13 protein-coding genes and 1 pseudogene are annotated in these 19,994 nt (G+C 74.7%); 10 read left to right on the forward strand and 4 right to left on the reverse strand.

What is annotated here, in order from left to right:
* Positions 1 to 88 precede the first annotated feature (88 nt).
* Positions 89 to 790 (reverse strand): VC0807 family protein, encoded by a 702-nt coding sequence (locus tag JAO84_RS03280; RefSeq protein ID WP_370410210.1) that lies wholly within the window; start codon positions 788 to 790, stop codon positions 89 to 91.
* Between the two features lie 271 nt (positions 791 to 1,061).
* Between JAO84_RS03280 and JAO84_RS03285 the strand changes: the two genes are divergently transcribed.
* The 7 genes and pseudogenes from JAO84_RS03285 to JAO84_RS03315 all read left to right on the forward strand — a co-directional run bounded on the left by JAO84_RS03285 (position 1,062) and on the right by JAO84_RS03315 (position 13,641).
* The gene (locus tag JAO84_RS03285) at positions 1,062 to 2,858 is read left to right on the forward strand and encodes an FAD-dependent monooxygenase (RefSeq protein ID WP_370416639.1); all 1,797 of its coding nucleotides are present in this window, start codon (positions 1,062 to 1,064) and stop codon (positions 2,856 to 2,858) included.
* Positions 2,859 to 2,874: 16 nt separating this feature from the next.
* Positions 2,875 to 4,383 (forward strand): flavin monoamine oxidase family protein, encoded by a 1,509-nt coding sequence (locus JAO84_RS03290; RefSeq protein WP_370410212.1) that lies wholly within the window; start codon positions 2,875 to 2,877, stop codon positions 4,381 to 4,383.
* Positions 4,380 to 7,664 (forward strand): ferritin-like domain-containing protein, encoded by a 3,285-nt coding sequence (locus tag JAO84_RS03295; RefSeq protein WP_370410214.1) that lies wholly within the window; start codon positions 4,380 to 4,382, stop codon positions 7,662 to 7,664. Before JAO84_RS03290 ends, JAO84_RS03295 begins: the two co-directional genes overlap by 4 nt.
* Before the next feature lie 4 nt (positions 7,665 to 7,668).
* A complete protein-coding gene (locus JAO84_RS03300; RefSeq protein WP_370410216.1) occupies positions 7,669 to 9,369 on the forward strand; it encodes an FAD-dependent monooxygenase in 1,701 nt (566 codons plus the stop codon).
* Positions 9,366 to 10,613, forward strand: a complete 1,248-nt coding sequence (locus tag JAO84_RS03305) for a cytochrome P450 (protein ID WP_370410218.1) — start codon at positions 9,366 to 9,368, stop codon at positions 10,611 to 10,613. Before JAO84_RS03300 ends, JAO84_RS03305 begins: the two co-directional genes overlap by 4 nt.
* A gap of 184 nt (positions 10,614 to 10,797) precedes the next feature.
* Positions 10,798 to 12,754: pseudogene (locus JAO84_RS03310) on the forward strand (amino acid transporter).
* Positions 12,755 to 12,816: 62 nt separating this feature from the next.
* A complete protein-coding gene (locus tag JAO84_RS03315; RefSeq protein ID WP_370410220.1) occupies positions 12,817 to 13,641 on the forward strand; it encodes an SGNH/GDSL hydrolase family protein in 825 nt (274 codons plus the stop codon).
* On the opposite strand, the gene JAO84_RS03320 is transcribed toward JAO84_RS03315, so the two are convergent.
* On the reverse strand, positions 13,638 to 14,252 hold the full coding sequence (locus JAO84_RS03320) for a DUF308 domain-containing protein (RefSeq protein WP_370410222.1): 615 nt from the start codon (positions 14,250 to 14,252) through the stop codon (positions 13,638 to 13,640). The two genes, JAO84_RS03315 and JAO84_RS03320, sit on opposite strands and share 4 nt — an antisense overlap.
* Before the next feature lie 191 nt (positions 14,253 to 14,443).
* Here JAO84_RS03320 and JAO84_RS03325 point away from each other — a divergent pair, with 191 nt between their 5' ends.
* From JAO84_RS03325 to abc-f, 3 genes are all read left to right on the forward strand, one after another.
* The gene (locus tag JAO84_RS03325) at positions 14,444 to 15,652 is read left to right on the forward strand and encodes a sensor histidine kinase (protein ID WP_370410224.1); all 1,209 of its coding nucleotides are present in this window, start codon (positions 14,444 to 14,446) and stop codon (positions 15,650 to 15,652) included.
* Positions 15,649 to 16,311 (forward strand): response regulator, encoded by a 663-nt coding sequence (locus JAO84_RS03330; RefSeq protein ID WP_370410226.1) that lies wholly within the window; start codon positions 15,649 to 15,651, stop codon positions 16,309 to 16,311. Before JAO84_RS03325 ends, JAO84_RS03330 begins: the two co-directional genes overlap by 4 nt.
* 227 nt (positions 16,312 to 16,538) lie before the next feature.
* On the forward strand, positions 16,539 to 18,170 hold the full coding sequence (gene abc-f / locus JAO84_RS03335) for a ribosomal protection-like ABC-F family protein (RefSeq protein WP_370410228.1): 1,632 nt from the start codon (positions 16,539 to 16,541) through the stop codon (positions 18,168 to 18,170).
* Between the two features lie 25 nt (positions 18,171 to 18,195).
* Here the strand turns inward: abc-f and JAO84_RS03340 are convergent, their stop codons facing one another.
* Positions 18,196 to 19,008, reverse strand: a complete 813-nt coding sequence (locus JAO84_RS03340) for an ABC transporter ATP-binding protein (protein ID WP_370410229.1) — start codon at positions 19,006 to 19,008, stop codon at positions 18,196 to 18,198.
* Positions 19,005 to 19,991: an ABC transporter ATP-binding protein gene (locus JAO84_RS03345; RefSeq protein ID WP_370410230.1), complete on the reverse strand. Its 987-nt coding sequence runs from the start codon at positions 19,989 to 19,991 to the stop codon at positions 19,005 to 19,007. Before JAO84_RS03345 ends, JAO84_RS03340 begins: the two co-directional genes overlap by 4 nt.
* Between the last annotated feature and the right edge of the window lie 3 nt (positions 19,992 to 19,994).

Raw genomic sequence — 19,994 nt, forward strand, 5'->3', positions numbered from 1 at the left:
ACGCCGCCGCGCACCGGGCCCGCGCCCGCCCCCCGGCGTTCCCCCGGGCACCCCCGAGCATTCCCCCGGTCGGGTGGCGGGCGCCGGATCAGGCGCCGGCGGCGGCCTCCGCCGCTGCCGCCGCCGCTCGGGCCGCACCCTCGGCGCGGGAGCGCTTGGCGGTGCGGACGGTCCACAGGACGAGGAGGCCGAGGGTGCCGTAGATGAGGATCGGGTTGACGACCACCATGGCGTCGACGGTCAGCACGTACGACAGGACGACGCGGGCGGCGGCCTCGATCAGATAGGCGGTGCCCCAGACGATCGTCATCGTCCGCATCACGCCACGGAAGCCCTCGAACTGCCACAGGCCGTTCCACCAGGCGTGACTCTCCGGGGTGCCGTCGGTGGAGAAGCGGCGTCCGAAGTAGAACATCAGCGGCCGGGGCGCGAGGAGGGTCACGAGGCAGAGCACGCCGAAGAGGCCGGTGACGGCCGAGTCCTTGACCAGCAGGGCGCGGGTGGAGTGGGCGCCGACGAGCGAGACGACGGCGGTGAGGACGAGGAAGAAGATCGTGACGATCGCGAACTCGTCGAGCTTGCGGTGCCAGACCAGGTGCACGAGGGTGTCGAGCACCGGCCAGGCACCACTGAGGAGCAGGGCGCCGAACTCGCTCCAGCCGTGGTCGACGAGCGCGTTGTAGGTGAGGATCGGCGCCACGACGTTGAGGCCGATGGTGAGCACCCAGCCGATGGCGGTGGCGGCGCCGGAGCGGGCCGGCGGGCCCGGCTGCGCGGTGGTCGCGGACATGGTTTCCCCCTAAATGGGCCGCCCGGACGGACGGCCCGAATGAGCTGCATGAACTGCATGAGTCGATTGCCTGAATGAGTGCCTGAGCGACCTGCTCCGATTGAGCCGCGGTCGGTGCGGCACCCGGCACGGTAGGTCGGGCACGCGGGCCGTCACAAGGTCCGCCGACTCAAAATGATCTTCAAGTCGTCCGGAGGGTCGCGCTCCGGATCGTTTCCGGCTCTTCTGCGCATGCCGTCACTCAAACCGACGATGTGATGCACAGGGAGTCATATCGGCAGGTCGAATGCTTCTCGCGCCGGGCCGTACGCCCTGGCGGGACGTGATCATCGGCGCGCACCCTTGGAGAACATGCCGGAGTCGCTGGTTCCGGCGGACGGTGCGCAAGGGCAGGACACGGGTGGGGAGTTGGGGCCGGATGCCGGGTGTGGACGTGTGCGTGGTCGGTGCGGGGCCGGTCGGGCTGACGCTGGCGATCGCCCTGCGCAGACTCGGGCTCGACGTGCGGGTGGTGGACCGCGCGCCGGCCGCCAAGCACGAGGCCCGGGCGCTCGTCGTCTGGCCGAGGGCGGCGGAGGCCCTGGAGGCGCTCGGGGTCGCCGGCACCCTCGCCCGGCACGGCGTGGAGCTGGGCGAGGTGACGATCCACGCCGGCGGACGCCGGCTCGGCGCGCTCTCCACCGGCTGGCACCGCTCCGCGCACAGCCGCCCGCTCAACATCGAACAGCACGACATCGAGCGCCTGTTGTGCGCGGAGCTGGCCCGGCTCGGCACCGAGGTCGAGTGGGACAGCGAGGTCACCGACGTCAAGGTTCACGACGACCGGGCCGAGTTCACCGTCGGCCGCCCCGGCGGCTCGGCCGAATCGGCCACCGCCGCCTGGATCGTCGGCTGCGACGGCACCGGCAGCGTGGTCCGCGACCGGCTCGGCATCCCGTTCCGGGGCCGCCGCCGCACCGGCCTCCAGGTCGTCCAGGGCAACGCGCACGCCGACTGGCCGTACGGCCGGCACCCGGGGCACGGGCACATCTTCCTCGCCCCGCGCCGCTCGCTGCTCGTCTTCCCGCTGCCCGGCGGCGGCTTCCGCTTCTTCTGCTTCCGCGACGACCCCGACCCCACCCTCACCGGCCCGCCCACCCTCGGCGAACTGCGCGACCTGGTCGCCGACACCGCCCGGCTCCCCCGGCTGCGGCTCACCCCGACGGATCCGCCCTGGCTGAACCGGGCCCGGTTCGGCGACCGGGTCGCCGCCCGGCTGCGGCTCGGGCGCGGGCTGCTCGCGGGCGACGCCGCGCACGCCTGGGCGCCGGTCGGCGGCCACGGCATGAACGTCGGGATGCTCGGCGCGCACAACCTCGCCTGGAAGCTGGCCGCCGTGCACCGCGGCGAGGCCGACGTCCGGCTCCTCGACACGTACGACACCGAGCAGCGCGCCCTCGCCGTGCGCTACATCCGCGAGATGCGGTGCAACTTCATGGAGCTGCCGCTGCCGCCGCTCGGCCACCACGTCTTCTCCGCCACCGTGCCGCTCGCGCTCGCGCTGCGCGGCTTCCAGCGGCGCCTGGACTGGCAGTTGAGCGACCTCGGCCGCCACCACCGCCCGAGCGCCCTGTCCTGGCAGCGTGCCCCGGCCGGCCTCGGGCGCGGCCGCGGTCCGCGGGCCGGCGACCGGATGCCGGACGCCCTGGTGTCGACCGGCCACCCCGGCACCGGGCCGGTGCGGCTGCACACCCTGCTCCGTTACGACACCTGGACGCTGCTCCTGCTCGCCGGCGGGCCCGGCGGGCCGGGGGGCGGAGCCGTACCGGAGTCCGTGCACCAGTCCGTACGGGAAGCGGTTCTGGAGCGGTGCGCGCGGGGGCCCGTGCCGGTCCGGGTGCTGTCCGTCACCCCGGCGGACGCCGCCGAGGCGCGGCTGCTCGGCCGGCCCGGCGAGCTCCGGCTCGTACGGCCCGACGGCCATGTCGGCCTGGTCGCCCCGGCCGGCCGGACCGCCGACCTCGACGCCTACCTCACCGCACTCGGACCGGCGCCCGCACCCATGTCCCCTTCAGTCAGCGCAGAGTGACGGGAGTCGGAGTCCCTTGTCCAAGCACCTGACGCGCACCCGAGGCACGGTCACCGTCATCGGCGCGGGCATGGCCGGCCTGGTCGCCGCCTACGAGCTCGAACGCCTCGGCCACCGCGTGGAGATCCTGGAGGGCAGCCGCCGGCTCGGCGGCCGTGTCCGCACCCACCGCTTCGGCGCCCACGAGGGCGCCCCCTTCGTCGAGCTCGGCGCGATGCGCGTGCCCACCGCGCACCACCGCACCATGCACTACATCGACCACCTCGGTCTCGCCGACCAGGTGCGTCCCTTCACCACCCTCCTTTCCGAGGAGAACGCCTTCCTCGCCACGAGCACCGGCCACGTCCGGCTGCGCGAGGCGCCGCGCCGGCTGATCGCGGACGTGCGGTCCGCGCTCGCCCGCGACGACTACCGCGAGGAGACCGTGGTCTTCGGCGCCTGGCTCGCCGCCGTCGTCGACGCGGTCGCCCCGCCCGCGCTGCGCACCGGGCTGCGCGCCGATCTCGCCCGCGATCTGCTCGACCGGGTCGAGCGGATCGACCTGACGCCCCATCTCCTCGGCGACGGAAAGGACCGGGTCGACGTGCATGGGCTCTTCGCCGCCCACCCCGGCGTCCGGGCCGGCTGCGGCACCCGCCTCAACAGCTTCCTCGACGACATCCTCACCGAGACCAGCCCCCGGCTGATCCGGCTGGCCTGCGGCATGGACCAGCTGGTGCAGCGGCTGGCCGCCCGGATCCGCGGCCCGATCTGGCTGGGCCAGGAGGTCACCGGACTCGACGTGGCGCCCGACCACGTCCGGCTGCGCATCGGGCGCGGGCCGCTCGCCGTGCTGCGCCGTGCCGACCTGGTCCTGTGCACCGTGCCGTTCCCGGTGCTGCGCCGGATGCGGCTGACCGGCCTCGACGAGGACAAGAGGGCCGTGCTCCGCGAGGTCGACTACTGCCCGGCCACCAAGGTCGCGGTGCACGTCCGCGAGCCCTTCTGGGAGCGCGAGGGCATTCGCGGCGGCGCCTCCTTCAGCGGCGGGCTGATCCGGCAGACCTACTATCCGGCCCCGGTGGAGGACGGCGGCGGCCCGGACCACGCGAGCGGCGCGAGCGGGCGGCGGGGCGCGGCGCTGCTCGCCAGCTACACGATCGGCGAGGACGCCGATCTGCTCGGTCGGATGCCGGCCCGGCAGCGGAACGCGGTGGTGATCGACGAACTGGGCCGGATGCACCCGCAGTTGCTGCGCCGCGGCATGGTGCGCGGGGTCGCGGGCATCGCCTGGGGCGAGCATCCGTGGACGGCCGGCGGCTGCGCCATCCGCTGGGGCAAGGACGCGGCGGCCTGCGCCGAGGAGCGGCGCCGGGCGGCCCGCCCGGTAGGGCGGCTGTTCTTCGCCGGCGAGCACTGCTCCTCCGAACCCGCCTGGATCGAGGGCGCGGTGGAGTCGGCCCTGTCGGCGGTCGCCGACATCGACCGCTTCGCCGCCGCCCACCGGCTCGGCCGTCCGGCCCCGGCCCTCCTGGAGGCGGCGTGAGCGTCTTCGACCTGCCCCGGCTGCACTTCGCGGGCACCGCGGTGACCAAGCTGCCCACCGGACCGCGCGCCGCCGCCGCGGCCGGTCTCCTGGACCTGGCGACGAACACCGTTCTCGCGCCGCCGGACCAACCGGGAGCCGGAGCCGGTGCCGGTGCGGGTGCCGGTTCCGCCGCGCCGTTCCCGGACGGGCAGCCGGCCGCCGAGCTGCATGCGCTGCTGCGCGAACGAGGCGCGCTCGGCGGGCACTTCTCCGGCAACGGGCACTTCTCGGTGGACGCCCGGGTGACCGCCGCCGAAGGAACGGACGGCGCGCCGGTGCCGGCCGCGGCCGGGGATCCGCTGCTCGGCCGGGCCGTGGATCTGTGGGGCCACTACAACCCGTATCTGGGGACGACCGCGAACCGGGCCCGGGTGTTCGACGTCGATCCCGCCTCCGCCTGGTCGACGACCCTGATGATCGGCCGGTTCGCGCTGGGCCGGGAGGGCCGCTCCCACGACTCCGGGCATGTGTGCCTCGGGGACGTGACCGGCTTCCAGCCGCCGCGCTGGCAGTCCTTCGCGCCGGCGCCCTCGGTGCTCCACCAGTTCGCCGTGCCCGCCGGATCCGCCCTGGACTGGCCGGACGGGCCCGGCGGGGCCTCGCCGCTCGCGGCCGCGCTGCGGTCGGCGGCCGAGGCGTCGGGCGGGCTGCTCGTCCAGTTCACCCTGGAGGCGGCGGGCGCGCCCGGTGACCCGGGGCACGGGTACGACGGGCCGGGCGACGCCCCGCAGCAGTGGCGGCTGCGCGGGGTGATCGCGCCCTGGTGCCCGGACGAGCCGCGCACCCATCCGGCGGGCCGGCTCCTCGTCCCGTACGGCGCGGACCCGGCCGGCGGCGGGCCGCGGCCCCGGATCTGCTCGGTGTGGGTGACGCCCGACGAGACGGTGTTCAACCTGCCGTTCGGCCGGCCGGGTTCCGGCGCCCTGGAGCTTCGCACGGTGGTCTCGGACGAACTCGTCGCGGTGCTCCCGGAGGGCGGAAGCGCTCCGGACGGCGGGAGGGTGGTCCGGGTCCCGGCGAGTGCGCCGGGCGCCGCCTGGGCCGCCGACGAGGGCCTGTGTCTGGTCGGCCCGCACGGCACGGGCCGGCGGGTGCTGCTGCGGGAGCGGGAGCGGGTGGTGGTCACCGACGACGCGGCGCTGTTCGTCGAGCACCCGGACCGGGAGCGCGGCGAGGACCATGCCGTGGAGGTCGCCGTACGGGCGAGTGTGCGGGGGCGGCCGGCGGCCCTGGAGCCGGTCGTCGTCCGGCAGTTCGCCCATCCGCGGGCGCTGCCCCGCGACCCGGTCGCCGCCTCCCCCGAGGCGCGCGCCGGGGAGCTGCGGATCGTGGATCTGCGGCCCGGGCGGCTCGCCGAGGACAAGGAGGCGCCCGAGCCCTCTCCGGGGTCCTACGACGCGGTCTGCCGGCTGCTGACGGACGAGCGGGGACGGGGCTGGTTCACGGTGCGGGGCGCCCGGCCCGGGACGGCGCGGCTGCTGCTGACCGCCGAGGCCGACGAGCTGCCGCCGTGCCCGCTGGACGCGCCCGGTTCGGCGGTGGCGGCGTACGACGACGGGGACGCGCTCGGCTGGTGGGCGGGGGCGGGCGGGGCGCAGGTGCGGGTGCTGCCCGACGACTGGGCGCTGGACGCCGTGCTGAAGGAGGACGTGGGCTTCGGGCTGCTGCACCGGGAGGTGTTCGCCTACTACGAGCAGCTGTTCCCGTTCATGCGGGACGAGGTGTTCAGCCTGGCCGACCGCTGCAAGGTCGAGACGTACGTGAAGCTGATCTGGCAGATGTGCGACCCGGCCAACAAGGACCGCACCTACTACATGCCGCCGACCCGTGAACTGACGCTGCCCAAGGCGCGGTTGCTGCTCAGCTATCTGCGGGCGCGGAGCTCCGCCGACGCGGTCCTGCCGGTGGTCTCCCCCTCGCCGTCGCCGGCCGCCGCGCGGCCCCGGATCACCAGCCGCGCCCAGTTACGGGCGGCGCTGTGGCAGGCGGTGACGGTGGAGCTGGCGACCTGTCTGCAGTACCTCTACGCGGGGTACGCGCTGCCGACGCACGGCGCCGGGTTCACGTATGTGCAGCGCGGGGTGTGGACGCCCCGGCAGCTGCGGCTGGCCTGCGGCGACGGCGGGGAGACGCTGAGCCGGGGCATCCGGGACAGCCTCTTCGCGGTGGCCCGCGAGGAGATGGTGCACTTCCTGGTGGTCAACAACGTCCTGATGGCGATGGGCGAGCCGTTCCACGTCCCCGCCATCGACTTCGGGACGCCGGGGCTGCTGCCGCTGCCGCTGGACTTCGCTCTGGAGCCGCTGCATCTGGGCAGCGTGCAGCGGTTCGTGGCCATCGAGCGGCCGGAGCGGCTGGCCGGCGGCACCGACGCCGGGCCGGCAGCCGGCCCGGAGGAGGCGGCGGGCGCGGGCGGGGCGGCGGAGTCAGCGGAGGCGGCGCCGTTCGGGTCGCCGAGCGAGCTGTACGCGGCGATCCGCGACGGGCTGACCCGGGTGCCGGACCTGTTCCTGGTGGAGCGGGGCCGGGGCGGCGGCGAGCACCATCTCTTCCTCGGCCGGACGGTCGACGCCCGCCATCCCGACTACCAGCTGGAGGTGGACGACCTGTCAAGCGCGCTGTTCGCGATCGACTTCGTCACCGAGCAGGGCGAGGGCGGGGTCCTCGACACGCCGGGGCCGGTGCCGGAGTCCCATCACGACACCTTCGTACGGATCGGGGAACTGCTCATGACGGAGCGGGCGGACGGCCCGGGCGGGCAGGGCGCGCCGTGGAGCCCGGCCTATCCGGCGCTGCGCAATCCGACCCTCGACCCGGCGCACCCGGGCCGGGCGGCGGTCCGCGATCCGCACGCCCGGGAGGTGATGCGGCTGTTCAACCGGGCCTATTTCCTGATGCTCCAGCTGATGGTGCAGCACTTCGCGGAGAGCCCGGACGCCAGTCTGCGGCGCTCGCGCCTGATGAACGCGGCGATCGACGTGATGACCGGGATGATGCGTCCGCTGGCCGAGCTCCTGGTGACGCTGGACTCGGGCTGGCGGGGGCGGACGGCGGGCCCGTCCTTCGAGCTGGAGGAGCCGCCGGTGGCGCTGGCCCGGCCTGACGTGGCGCGCCGGGCGTTCGCGATGCGCTTCACGCATCTGGCGCGGATGGCCCGGGAGTGCGCGGGGGTGCCCGGGCGGGTGCCGGAGCTGATGACCTTCTACGCCGAGCAGTTCCGTGCCGAGGGAGGGCGGTGAACCGATGAGCGCTGAGCCGATGAGCGGGTACGCGAGCCCGGGCCCGGCCGGTCGGGGCGGAGCCGGGGTGTGGGAGACGGATGTCCTGGTGGTGGGCGCCGGGCCGGTGGGCCTTGCCCTGGCCCTCGATCTCGCCGCGCGCGGGGTGGACTTCGTGCTGGTGGAGGCGGGGGACGGCGGTTCGGTCGAGCCCCGGATCACCACCGTGGGGCCGCGCGCGATGGAGATGTTCCGCCGCTGGGGCGCGGCCGAGGCGCTGCGCCGCGCGGGCTGGCCGGACGACCACGCGCTCGACGTGGCGTGGGTGACGGCGGTCGGCGGGCACGAGATCCACCGGCTCGAGTTCGGCACGGTGGCGACCCGGCCGCTGCCCGCGCACACCCCGGAGCCGGAGGCGATCTGCCCCCAGCACTGGATGGTGCCGCTGCTGCTCGACCGGGTGGGCCGCCATCCCGCCGGGCCGGTCCGGCTGCGCCACCGGCTGCTCGGCTTCACCGCCGGGCCGGACGGGGTGGTCGCGACCGTCGCCGGCGCCGGTCGCCCGGACGGTGCCGCCGTCACCGTCCGGGCACGGTTCCTGGTCGGCTGCGACGGGGCCTCGTCGCCGGTGCGCAAGGCCTGCGGGATCGCCTCCCCGGAGCTGCATGCGGCCCGGACGCTGCGGAACATCGTGTTCCGGGCGCCGGAGCTGCCGAAGCTGCTCGGACCGCGCGCGCCGCTCGTCCACTTCCTCACCTCGCCGACGGGTCTGCGCTATCCGCTGCGCTCGATCGACGGGCGCGGGCTCTACCGGCTGACCGCGCCGGTCGGCCCGGCGGCCCCGCTGGCGGTGGTGCGCCGGGCGGTGGCCCTGGCCACGCCACTCGAGGTGGTCTCGGACGTGGTGTGGCGGCTGGCCCACCGGGTCGCCGAGCGGTACCGGTCCGGGCCGGTCTTCCTCGCCGGGGACGCGGCGCACACACTGTCGCCGTCCGGCGGCTTCGGGATGAGCACGGGGGTCTGCGACGCCGCCGACCTCGGCTGGAAGCTGGCCGCGACGCTGGCCGGCTGGGCGGGACCGGGGCTGCTCGACACGTACGGCACGGAGCGCCGCCCGGTGGCCCTCGCCGGGGTGGCGGAGGCCCACCGCAATCTGCGGCGCACCCAGGAGCGGCGGATCTCACCGGCCCTTCTGGACGACACCCCGGTGGGCGTCCGCGCCCGGGCCGCGCTTGCCGAGGAGCTGGCGGCCTCGGACGCACGGCGGGAGTTCGACCGGCCGGAGATGCATTTCGCGTACCGCTACTCCTCCCCGCTTCTGGCCACCGAGGAACCGGACGCCGTGCCAGTGCTCAACGCCTCCACCCTGCCGGGGGCGCGGGCGCCGCACGCCTGGCTCGCGCCGGGGCGCTCGACGCTCGACCTGTACGGCCGGGAGTTCGTTCTCCTGTGCTTCGAGGCCGGTTCCGGCGGGCGCGGGCGGACGGACGGTATGGACGGAACCGGCGGAACGGACGGAACCGGCGGAACGGACGGAACGGTACGGGCGTTCGCCGACCGAAAGGTGCCGCTGCGGGTGGAGCGGTGCGCCGATCCGCAGGCGGCGGAGCGCTACGAGCGGCCGTACGTCCTGGTCCGCCCGGACGGGCATGTGGCCTGGCGGGGCGCGGCGCCGCCCCGGGATCCGGGGGCTCTGGCCGACCGGGTGCGGGGAGCGGTGGGATGAGCGCCGAGCCCGCCGCGTACGGCACTCTGCCGCCCTTCGACCCGGCGCTGCTCGACCTGGCCGATCCGTACCCCGCCTACCGGCGCTACCGGGAGGCCGGCCCGGTGCATGGCGTGCGCGGCCCCGGGCGGGCGCCGACGACCTGGTACGTCTTCGGGTACGCGGAGGTGGCGCGGGTGCTCGCGCGCCGGGAGTTCGGCCGGACGGACCCGGCGACGGGCTGCGCGGCCCCGCTGCCGCCGGGGTACGAGGTGCTGCGGCAGGTGGTGGAGAACTGGCTGGTGTTCCTCGATCCGCCCCGGCACACCGGGGTGCGGGCCCTGGTCACCCCCGCCCTGGGCGCCGGCCCCGTGACGGCGCTGCGCCCGGAGATCCGCCGGATCGCGCGTGGGCTCGTCGCGCCGCTGGCCGCGCGGGATTCGGTGGACCTGGTCGCCGAGTTCGCGGCGCCGTTCCCGCTCCTGGTGATCGCCGGGGTGCTCGGCGTGCCGGCGGAGCGGCACGGCTGGTTCCGGGACCGGGCGCTGGCGCTGCAGCGGGCGGGCGGCACGCGGGCGGACCGCAGCGCGGCGGGGCTGACGGTGGCGGAGCGGGCGGCGGGCGACCTGACCGCGTACTTCCGGCGGGAGCTGGACGCCCGGCGCGGGCCGGGCGGCGACCGGGGGGACCTGCTCTCGGCGCTGGCGCGGGCCGCCGACGAGCGGACGGCGCTCACGCCCCGGGAGCAGTCGGCCACCTGCATCCACCTCCTGACCGCGGGCCACGAGACCACGACGGGGCTGCTCGGCAAGGCGGTGCTCGCGCTCCTGGCCCGTCCGGAGCTCGCGGCCGAGCTGCGGGCGGATCCGGCGCTGCTGCCGGACGCGGTGGACGAGTTCCTGCGGCACGACCCGCCGGTGCAGATGGTCACCCGCTGGGCGCAGCGCGACTGCGCGCTCGCGGGCCACCCGATACGCCGGGGCGACCGGCTCGTCCTCGTCCTCGGCGCCGCCAACCGCGACCCGGCCCGGTTCCCGGATCCGGAGCGGCTCGACGTCCACCGGGACCAGCTCCGGCACTGCGCGTTCGGGCTCGGCATCCACTACTGCGCGGGCGCCGCTCTCGCCCGGGCGGAGGCGGAGACCGCCCTGGCCGTGCTCCTGACCGGGCTGCCGGCGCTGCGGCCCGGGGCCCGGCCGGCGGTGGAGGTGCGCTACGCCCCGGACTGGGTGTTCCACGGCCCGGAGCGGCTGACGGTCGGGTGACCGGCGGCGGCCGGGGCCGTGGTGCCCACTGTGACGAGGGCAACGCCCACCGAGGGGATCTTGACGGTATCCATACGCCCTCCGGACGGTTCCGTACGCACCCCGTGCGTACGCTGACTCGGCCGCCGTCCGCCGATGGCCGAAAACCGACCTCTCCGCCGTACCGGACAGCAGGAGTCCCCCGATGGCCACGCCCCCCGCCACCCGTTCCAGTCGCCTGCGGGCGTGGATGCTGGAAGGCCTGTCCGACATGGGCAAGGGCAGGCCCTCGCGGCCGGCCGAGCCGGCTCCGGACGCCGGGCACAAGGGGCAGCCCTGGTACCGGGTGATGTGTCTGACCGGTGTCGACTATTTCTCGACCCTCGGCTACCAGCCAGGCATCGCGGCCCTTGCCGCCGGGCTCCTCTCCCCCATCGCGACGATCGTGCTCGTGATCGTGACGCTGGCGGGCGCGCTGCCGGTCTACCGGCGGGTGGCGGAGGAGAGCCCGCACGGCGAGGGTTCGATCGCGATGCTGTCGCGGCTGCTGTCCTTCTGGAAGGGCAAGCTGTTCGTCCTCACCCTGCTGGGCTTCGCGGCCACCGACTTCCTCATCACCATCACCCTGTCGGCCGCCGACGCCTCCACCCACCTGGTGGAGAACCCGCATCTGGAATCGGCCCTGCACGACAAGCAGGTGCTGATCACGATGATCCTGATCGCGCTGCTGGGCGCGGTGTTCCTGAAGGGCTTCCTGGAGGCCATCGGGGTCGCCGTCGCCCTGGTCGCCGTCTATCTCGGGCTCAACGCCGTCGTCGTGGTCACCGGCCTGTACCACGTCCTCACCGACGGCCATGTCGTCACCGACTGGACCTCTGCCCTCACGCAGGAGCACGGCAACATCTTCGTCATGGTCGGCGTCGCGCTGATCGTCTTCCCGAAGCTGGCGCTCGGCATGTCCGGCTTCGAGACGGGTGTGGCGGTGATGCCGCACGTCCAGGGTGCCGCCGACGACACCGAGGCCAAGCCCGCCGGCCGGATCCGGGGCACGAAGAAGCTGCTCACCACCGCCGCGCTCATCATGAGCGTCTTCCTGTATCTCCACCAGCTTCATCACCACCGTCCTCATCCCGCACCAGGAGTTCGAGCCCGGCGGCAAGGCCAACGGCCGCGCGCTGGCCTACCTCGCACACGAGTACCTCGGCGGCGCCTTCGGCACCCTCTACGACGTCTCGACGATCGCGATCCTGTGGTTCGCGGGCGCGTCCGCGATGGCCGGCCTGCTCAACCTGATGCCCCGCTATCTGCCCAAGTACGGCATGGCCCCGCACTGGGCCCGCGCCGTGCGCCCCATGGTGATCACCTTCACCCTGGTCGCCTTCCTGGTCACCTGGATCTTCGACGCCGACGTCGACGCCCAGGGCGGCGCCTACGCCACCGGTGTCCTGGTCCTGATGAGTTCGGCGGCCATCGCGGTGACCATCGCTGCCCGCCGCGCCGGGCAGCGCGGCTGGACGATCGGCTTCGCCACCATCTCGGCGGTCCTGCTGTACGTCACCGTCGTGAACGTCATCGAGCGCCCCGACGGTGTGAAGATCGGTGCCTGTTTCATCGCCGGCATCATCCTCATCTCGCTGCTCTCCCGGCTCGGCCGCGCCTTCGAGCTGCGCGTCACGCACGTCGAGCTGGACGGGATGGCCGAGCGGTTCATCCAGGACATCTCCCGTCGCACCCCGCGCTTCATCGCGAACGAGCCGGACAACCGGGACGCCGAGGAGTACCGGTCGAAGAAGGACCAGATCCGCGCCGACAACGACCTCCCCGACACCGAGGACTTCGTGTTCGTCGAGGTGACGGTCACCGACCCGTCGGAGTTCGAGGCCGGTCTGACGGTCCGCGGCGAGGTCCTGCACGAGCGCTACCGGGTGCTGACGGTGGAGAGCTCCTCCGTGCCCAACGCCCTTGCGGCCCTGCTGCTCCACGCCCGGGACCTCACCGGGGTCCGCCCGCACATCTACTTCGAGTGGACCGAGGGCAACCCCTTCGCCAACTTCTTCCGCTTCTTCCTCTTCGGCCGGGGCGAGGTCGCGCCGACCACCCGTGAGGTGCTGCGCGAGGCGGAGCCGGACCGGGAGCTCCGGCCGCGCGTCCACGTGGGCTGACCCGCCCCCTCCGCCCGCACTCTCCGCCCACACTCTCCGCCCGCGCTCCTATACTCAACAATATGAATAATGAACGGCGCGATGAGGTAGGGCCCTCCGGGACCCGTTACCTGCGGTACGTCGCCCTCGGCGACAGCCAGACCGAGGGCGTCGGGGACGGCGACGACACCACCGGGCTGCGGGGCTGGGCCGACCGGCTCGCCGAGCTGGCGGCCGGGTCGAACCCGGGGCTGCGGTACGCCAATCTCGCCGTACGCGGACGGCTCGCCGGCCAGGTGCGGGCCGAGCAGCTCGGTCCTGCGCTCGCCCTGGCGCCCGATCTCGCCACCGTGGTCGCCGGGGTCAACGACCTGCTGCGGCCGCGCTTCGACGCCGACGAGGTCGCGGGGCACCTGGCGGCGATGTTCGCGGCGCTCGGCGCGGGCGGCGCCCGGGTCGCCACCCTGACCTTCCCCGACCTCACCCTGCTGATCCCGGCGGCCCGCCCGGTCGCGCCGCGGATCGCCGCGCTCAACGCGCGGATCCGGGAGGCCGCCCGTACGCACGGCGTCACCGTCCTGGAGAGCGGCGCCCACCCGGTGGTCACCGACCCGCGGCTCTGGAGCCGCGACCGGCTCCACGCCTCGCCGCTCGGGCACGCCCGCATCGCCGCCGCCTTCGCCGACACCCTCGGCCTCCCGGGCAGCGACGACAGCTGGAGCCGCCCGCTGCCCCCGCCCGCCGGCCGCCCCGCGACCGGCCTGCGCGCCGTCGGTACGGAGCTGGCCTGGGCCGCGACCTTCCTCGGCCCCTGGCTCGGGCGCCGGCTGCGCGGACGCTCCTCCGGCGACGGGCGTACCGCGAAGCGCCCGGAGCTGACCGCGGTGGCGGCGGCCCGTACCGCCTAGGAACCGCGCTGGTCGCGGCGGCCGCGGACGGTCAGGGCGATGACGGAGACCAGGAACCAGAAGGCGCCGAAGGCCGAGTAGCCGGCGACGGAGGACAGGCCGCTCGTCGGCGAGGCGGACATGGCGGCGAAGGAGCCGCCGGCCAGGACGGACAGTCCGCCGCTGATGATCATGGGCCACTGGGCGCCGACGGAGCGCCGGCGCCGGATCGCCACGACGAGCTGGATCGCTCCGGAGAGCAGGGCCCAGACGCCGAACACGAGCAGGGCCGTCCCGACGGTGGCGAAGGTCGCGGCGAGCATCCCGGCGGCGGTGGCGAGGCCGAGGGCCACGTTGACGGCGCCGACCCGGTCCATCGGGCCGGTGCCGGCCAGGCGCCGCTCCAGGAGCGTGGCGACGGCGTCCCACAGGGGGTAGATCACGAGCAGCACGGCAGCGATCGCCGTGGGCCGGTCCGTCGAGACGAGTGAGGCGGAGGTCGTGAGGACGAGTGCCACCCAGATCAGGGAGAAGACGACTCGGATCAGATGGAGCGAGCGGAGCCCGGAGGGCGTCGCCGCGGCCGGGGTCGTGGTCGTGGTCGTGTGCGAAGTCGCGGTGGTCTGCGTCATCGGGTGTCCCGTGGTGTGAGCGTTTTGGTGTGAGACGGTCGCCTCGACGAGGAGTCTTGGCGGCCTCGGGACGGTGCGCGTACTTCGAACGAAGTAGTTCTGCCGTCTCCTTCGCGCCGAAGGGGCTCCGGGCCCGCCGTCTACTTCGTTCGAAGTACACGGCGGCGGCACAGGTGGCCGAGAATCGGACCATGGTCAAGGCGCAGAACAGTCAGGACGGGCCCGTGGCGCCCCTGTGGGTCCGCCGCCCCGAGGCGCTGCACCTCGCCGCCTACGCGGTGGCCGCACTGGTGTTCACCGGCCAGATCGTGGCCGTGGTCCTGCGCGGGTCGGACGGGCCGACGGTCCTGTCCGTGCTCCTCGCCGGCGGCGGTGTCGCCCTCTCCTGGTGGCGGCCGTGGGCGGGCCTTGTCGTGGTGAGCGGGGCGTCCTTCGCCGTCACTGCGGTGGGCCACGATCCTCTGTCGGTGTGGATGATGGCGGTGCTCGTCCTCTTCTCGGTCACCCTCAGGGGGAGACAGCCGCTGGCCGGCATCGGCATCGTGGCGGCGTTCTTCCTGGGGGCGTTCATGACCGTGGGAGGCTTCCGCGGCGGGGCGATCGTGGGATCCGCCGCATTGTTCTCGGCCATCGCGGGCGGCGCGACCGGGGCCGCCCTTCGCATCCACCGGGAGCAGTGGCTCACCCTGGAGGAACGGGCCGAGAGCGCCCTCGCCACCCGTGAGATCGAGGCCACCCGGCGGGTGACCGAGGAACGCCTCCGCATCGCCCGGGACCTCCATGACGTCATCGGCCACCAGGTGGCGATGCTGAGCATGCATCTGGGTGCCGCGGAGATCGGGCTGCCCGAGGACGCCGAGTCCTCCCGGCAGGCCCTCGTCTCGGCCAGGTCCAGCGCCCGCACCGTCGTCGTCGAGACGCAGCGGATCCTCGCGCTCCTCCGGCTCGGCGACGACAGCTCCGACGGCGAGGCGCTCCGGCCGACCCCGGCGCTCAGCGGCCTGGAGGGTCTGATCGCCTCCTTCGAGAGCATCGGCCTCGACGTCCGGCCCTCCCTCGCCCTCCCCGCCGGTTTCGTGGAGCCCAGTGTGGGTGTGGCCGTCTACCGGGTGCTTCAGGAAGCGCTCACGAACGCCTATCGGCACGGAGAGGGGGCGGCGACGGTGGAGCTGTGCGAGCACGACGGCAGGATCTGGCTCACCGTGGAGAACCGCGTCGGCCGCTCGGCGACGCGCGGTGCCGGGCCGGGCGGCGGACCCGGAGGCGGACCCGGCGGCGGACTCGGACTCGTGGGGATGCGCGAGCGCGTCGAGTCCTCCCACGGGCGGCTGACGATCGAGAGCGACGACGACCGTTTCCGGGTCCATGCCGAGTTCAGCCCGCTGGGAGCCGCCGTATGACGACACGGATTCTGATCGTCGACGACCAGGACGAGATCCGGGCCGGCATCAAGGCGATGCTCCGGCTCGACCCGGGTCTGGTCGTCGTGGGCGACCTCTCCGACGGGCTCCAGGTCGTCCCCTTCCTCCGGGAGCACCCCGTCGACCTGGTCCTGATGGACATCCGGATGCCCGGCATCGACGGGGTCGAGGCCACCCGCCGGATCCGCGGGGAGCACCCGCCCGAGCAGACCCGGGTGATCGTGCTGACCACGTTCGACCAGGACGACATCGTCCTTGCCGCCCTCCGCGCGGGCGCCAACGGGTTCCTGAGCAAGACCGTCAGCCCCGCCGAACTGGTCGCCGGCATCACCGAGGTCGTCGGCGGCGGGGGTGCGCTGTCGGCCGCCGCGACGGCCGCGCTCATCGGGCACATGACCGACAGTCCGCCCCCGGTGGTCGACCGGGAGCTGCTGCGCCGTTTCGACGCGCTGACCCCGAGGGAGCGGGACGTGGTCGTGCTCGTCGCGAGCGGGCTCGGCAACGACGAGATCGCGGCCCAGATGTCGGTGTCGCCGTTCACCGTGAAGACGCACGCGGTGCGGGCCATGACGAAGGTCGGCGCACGAGACCGGGCACAGCTCGTCTCGTTCACCTTCCGGGCCGGCCTCTACCCCTGACCGCCCCGGCTCCCCTGCCGCCCGCGGAAAATCGGGGGCGGCCGGCCGGGGCGCTTTGTTACGGTGGGGCGCATGGGTTCGTACTACTTCTTCCGCTGATCACGCACACGGACACGGCATGAACCGCTGACGCGCAGCCGCGTCGGACGGGAGGCCGCCGGTGTCCGCGCGCCCGCACGGCGCGCCACGCCCCGATCAGTCGAACCCATCCCCCAGGGAATCCCCCCATGCGCGACCGCGCCCAGCTCACGCTGCTCCATGTCTCCCAGTCCTACGGCGACCGCCAGGTCCTCCAGGACGTCTCCTTCACCGTCCGGCCCGGCGAACGGGTCGCCGTCGTCGGCGAGAACGGCTCCGGCAAGTCCACCCTGCTGCGGCTGATCGCCGGGGCCGAGGCCCCGGAGGCCGGGGAGGTGACCGTGCGCTTCCCCGGCGGCGGCGCACGGCTCGCCCAGACGCTCGGCGAGACCTTCGCCGTCGGTCCCGAACACACCGTCCGCGACGCCGTCGACGCGGCGCTCGCGGAACTGCGTACGCTCGAAGCCGCGTTGCGGGAGGCGGAGCAGAGCCTCGCCGACGCGGACGCCGAACGGCTCACCGCGTACGGGGAGTTGCTCGAACGCTTCGAGGAGCGCGGCGGCTACGAGGCCGATGCCCGGATGGCCGCGGCGCTCGACGGGCTCGGCCTCGGGCACGTCCCGTACGAGCGCCGGATCGGCACCCTGTCGGGCGGTGAGCAGTCCCGGCTCGCGCTCGCCTGCGTGCTGTCCTCCGGGGCCGAACTGCTGCTGCTCGACGAGCCCACCAACCACCTCGACCGCGCGGCGGTCGGCTGGCTGCGCGACCGGCTGCGCGCCCATCGCGGGACGGTGGTCGCCGTCACCCACGACCGGGCGTTCCTGGAGGCGACCGCCACGAGCATCCTGGAGGTCGACCGGGACAGCCGGAGCGTGACGCGGTACGGCGACGGCTGGGCCGGGTATCGCGCGGCGCGGGCGGCGGCCCGGCGGCGCCAGGCGCAGGAGCACCAGGAGTGGCGGGACGAGGTTGCCCGCACCGAGGAGTTGGTGGCCGCGGCGGGGCAGCGGCTCACCGCGTCCGGGCGGGACCCGAAGCAGGGCTTCGGCAAGCACCGGCGGTCCAGCGAGAACAAGCTCTCGGGCCAGGTACGGGCCGCCCGCGGGCGGCTCGCCGAACTCCTCGCGCACCCGGTCGCCCCGCCGCCCGAACCCCTGTCGTTCCGGGCCCACTTCGGCGGCTCTCCAGCGGACGCGGACGCCGGCGCCGAGCTGAGCGGGATCGCGGTCGGCGACCGGCTCGCCCTGGACGAGCTGTGCCTGAAGCCCGGTGACCGGTTGCTCGTCTCGGGCCCCAACGGTGCGGGAAAGTCCACCCTGTTGCGGGTCCTGGCGGGCGAACTCGTCCCGGATTCCGGCACGGTACGGCTGCCCGCCCGCATCGGGCACCTCGCCCAGGAACTGCCCGCCGCCGCCCCGCCCCTGCCGCTGCTCGCCGCCTACGCCCAGGGCCGCCCCGGCCTGCCCGACGACCACGCCGACGAACTCCTCGCCCTCGGCCTCTTCCGCGCGGACGACCTCCACGTCCCGGTGCGCGCCCTCTCGGTGGGCCAGCGCCGCCGCCTTGAGCTCGCCCGCCTGGTGTCGCGCCCGGTGGACCTGCTGATCCTCGACGAACCGACCAACCACCTGGCGCTGTCCCTGATCGAGGAACTGGAGTCCGCGCTGGCCGCCTTCGCGGGCCCGGTCGTGGCGGTCTCCCACGACGAACGCTTCCGCGAGTCCTTCGGCGGCACGCTCCTCGAGCTGCGCTCGGGCCGGGCGGTGGTGCCCGCCGGCTGACCGGGCCGGTTCTTCCGGACCGGGGTCAGCCGCTCGCCGCCGCCCGCTGTTGGGCGATCCGTGCCGGGTCCCAGCCTCGGCGGGGGACGGAGTCCAGCAGGAGGCGGGTGTAGGGGTGTTCGGGGGTGGTGAGGACCCTGGACGTCGGGCCGGACTCGGCGATGCGGCCGTGGTGGAGGACCACGAGGTCGTCGGTGACGTGGCGGACGACGCCGAGGTCGTGGGTGACGAAGAGATAGCCGACGCCGGCCTCGCGGCGGATGCGGGTGAGGAGTTCGAGGATCTGGGCCTGGATGGAGACGTCGAGCGCGGCGACGGCCTCGTCGAGGACCAGGACCCGGGGTTCGGCGGCCAGCGCGCGGGCGATGGCGACGCGTTGGCGCTGGCCGCCGGAGAGGGCGCGGGGCAGGGCGGCGGCCTCGCGGGGGCCGAGGCCGACCTGGTCGAGGAGTTCGGCGACCCGGGCCCGGCGGGCGGCCGGGGCGAGGCGGAAGTGCAGGCGCAGCACCTCGTCGACGCAGCCGCCGACGGTGACGCGCGGGTCGAGCGAGAGATAGGGGTCCTGGAAGACCATCTGGATCTCGCGGGCGCGGGCGAGGCGTTCGGACCGGCCGCGGGGGCGGGCGGAGCGGTCGCGGCCGTCGAGGGTGACGGTGCCGGCGTCGGCGCGTTCGAGGCCGACGAGCATGCGGACGGTGGTGGTCTTGCCGCTGCCCGACTCGCCGACGATGCCGAGGGAGGAGCCGGGGGCGAGGGTGAAGGAGACGTCGTCGACGGCGGTGTGGGCGCCGTACGTCTTGCGCAGTCCGCGCACCACGAGTCCAGGGGCGGAGGTCACAGCAGGATCCCTTCGTCGGCGCGGTGGCAGGCGGCGTGCCCGGTGCCGTGCGCCGCGAGGGCGGGCACCTCGGCCGTGCAGCGCTCCACCGCGTGCGGGCAGCGGGCCGCGAAGGCGCAGCCGGGCGGGGCCTCGGCGACCGAGACGGGGCGGCCCGCGATGGGGGCGGGCGGGGGCGCGCCGGGGTCGAGGCGCGGGGTGCAGGAGAGCAGGCCCGCGGTGTAGGGGTGGCGGGGCCGGTCGAAGAGCTCGCCGGTGCGGCCGGTCTCGACGATGCGGCCGGCGTACATCACGTACACCCGGTCGCAGATGGCGGCGGCGAGTTCGAGGTCGTGGGTGACGAAGAGGAGTCCGGTGCCGCGTTCGGCCTGGAGGCGGGTGAGGATCGCGATGATCTCGGCCTGGGTGGTGACGTCGAGCGCTGTGGTGGGTTCGTCGGCGACGAGGAGGGCGGGGTCGGCGGCGAGCGCGGCGGCGATGACGACCCGCTGGAGCATGCCGCCGGAGAACTCGTGCGGGTGGCGGCGCAGGGCGCCGCGCGGGTCGCGGATGCCGACGGCGGCGAGGAGTTCCTCGGCGCGCGCGGTGGCCTTGGCGGCGGGGACGCCGGTGGCGCGCAGGCCCTCGGTGACGAAGTCGCCGACGCGGCGCAGCGGGTTGACGGAGGCGCGCGGGTCCTGGAAGACCATGGCGACCTCGCGGGCGCGCAGGTCGGCGAGGGCGGCGCGGTCCAGGCCGAGGACGTCGCGGCCGGCGACCCGGACCTCGCCGGTGACGCGGGCGCGGGCGGGCAGCAGGCCGAGGACGCTGCGGCAGGCGACGGACTTGCCGGAGCCGGACTCGCCGACGAGGCCGACGGTCTCGCCGGGGGCGACGGTGAGCCGGACGCCGTCGAGAAGGGGGCGGGCGGCACGGCCGTCGGGCAGTTCGAGGGTGAGGCCGTCGATCTCCAGGACGTCGCCGCCGGTGCTGTGCTGGCTCATGGG

Origin of the sequence: Streptomyces fradiae, from assembly GCF_041270065.1 — a bacterium.
Lineage (GTDB): Bacteria > Actinomycetota > Actinomycetes > Streptomycetales > Streptomycetaceae > Streptomyces.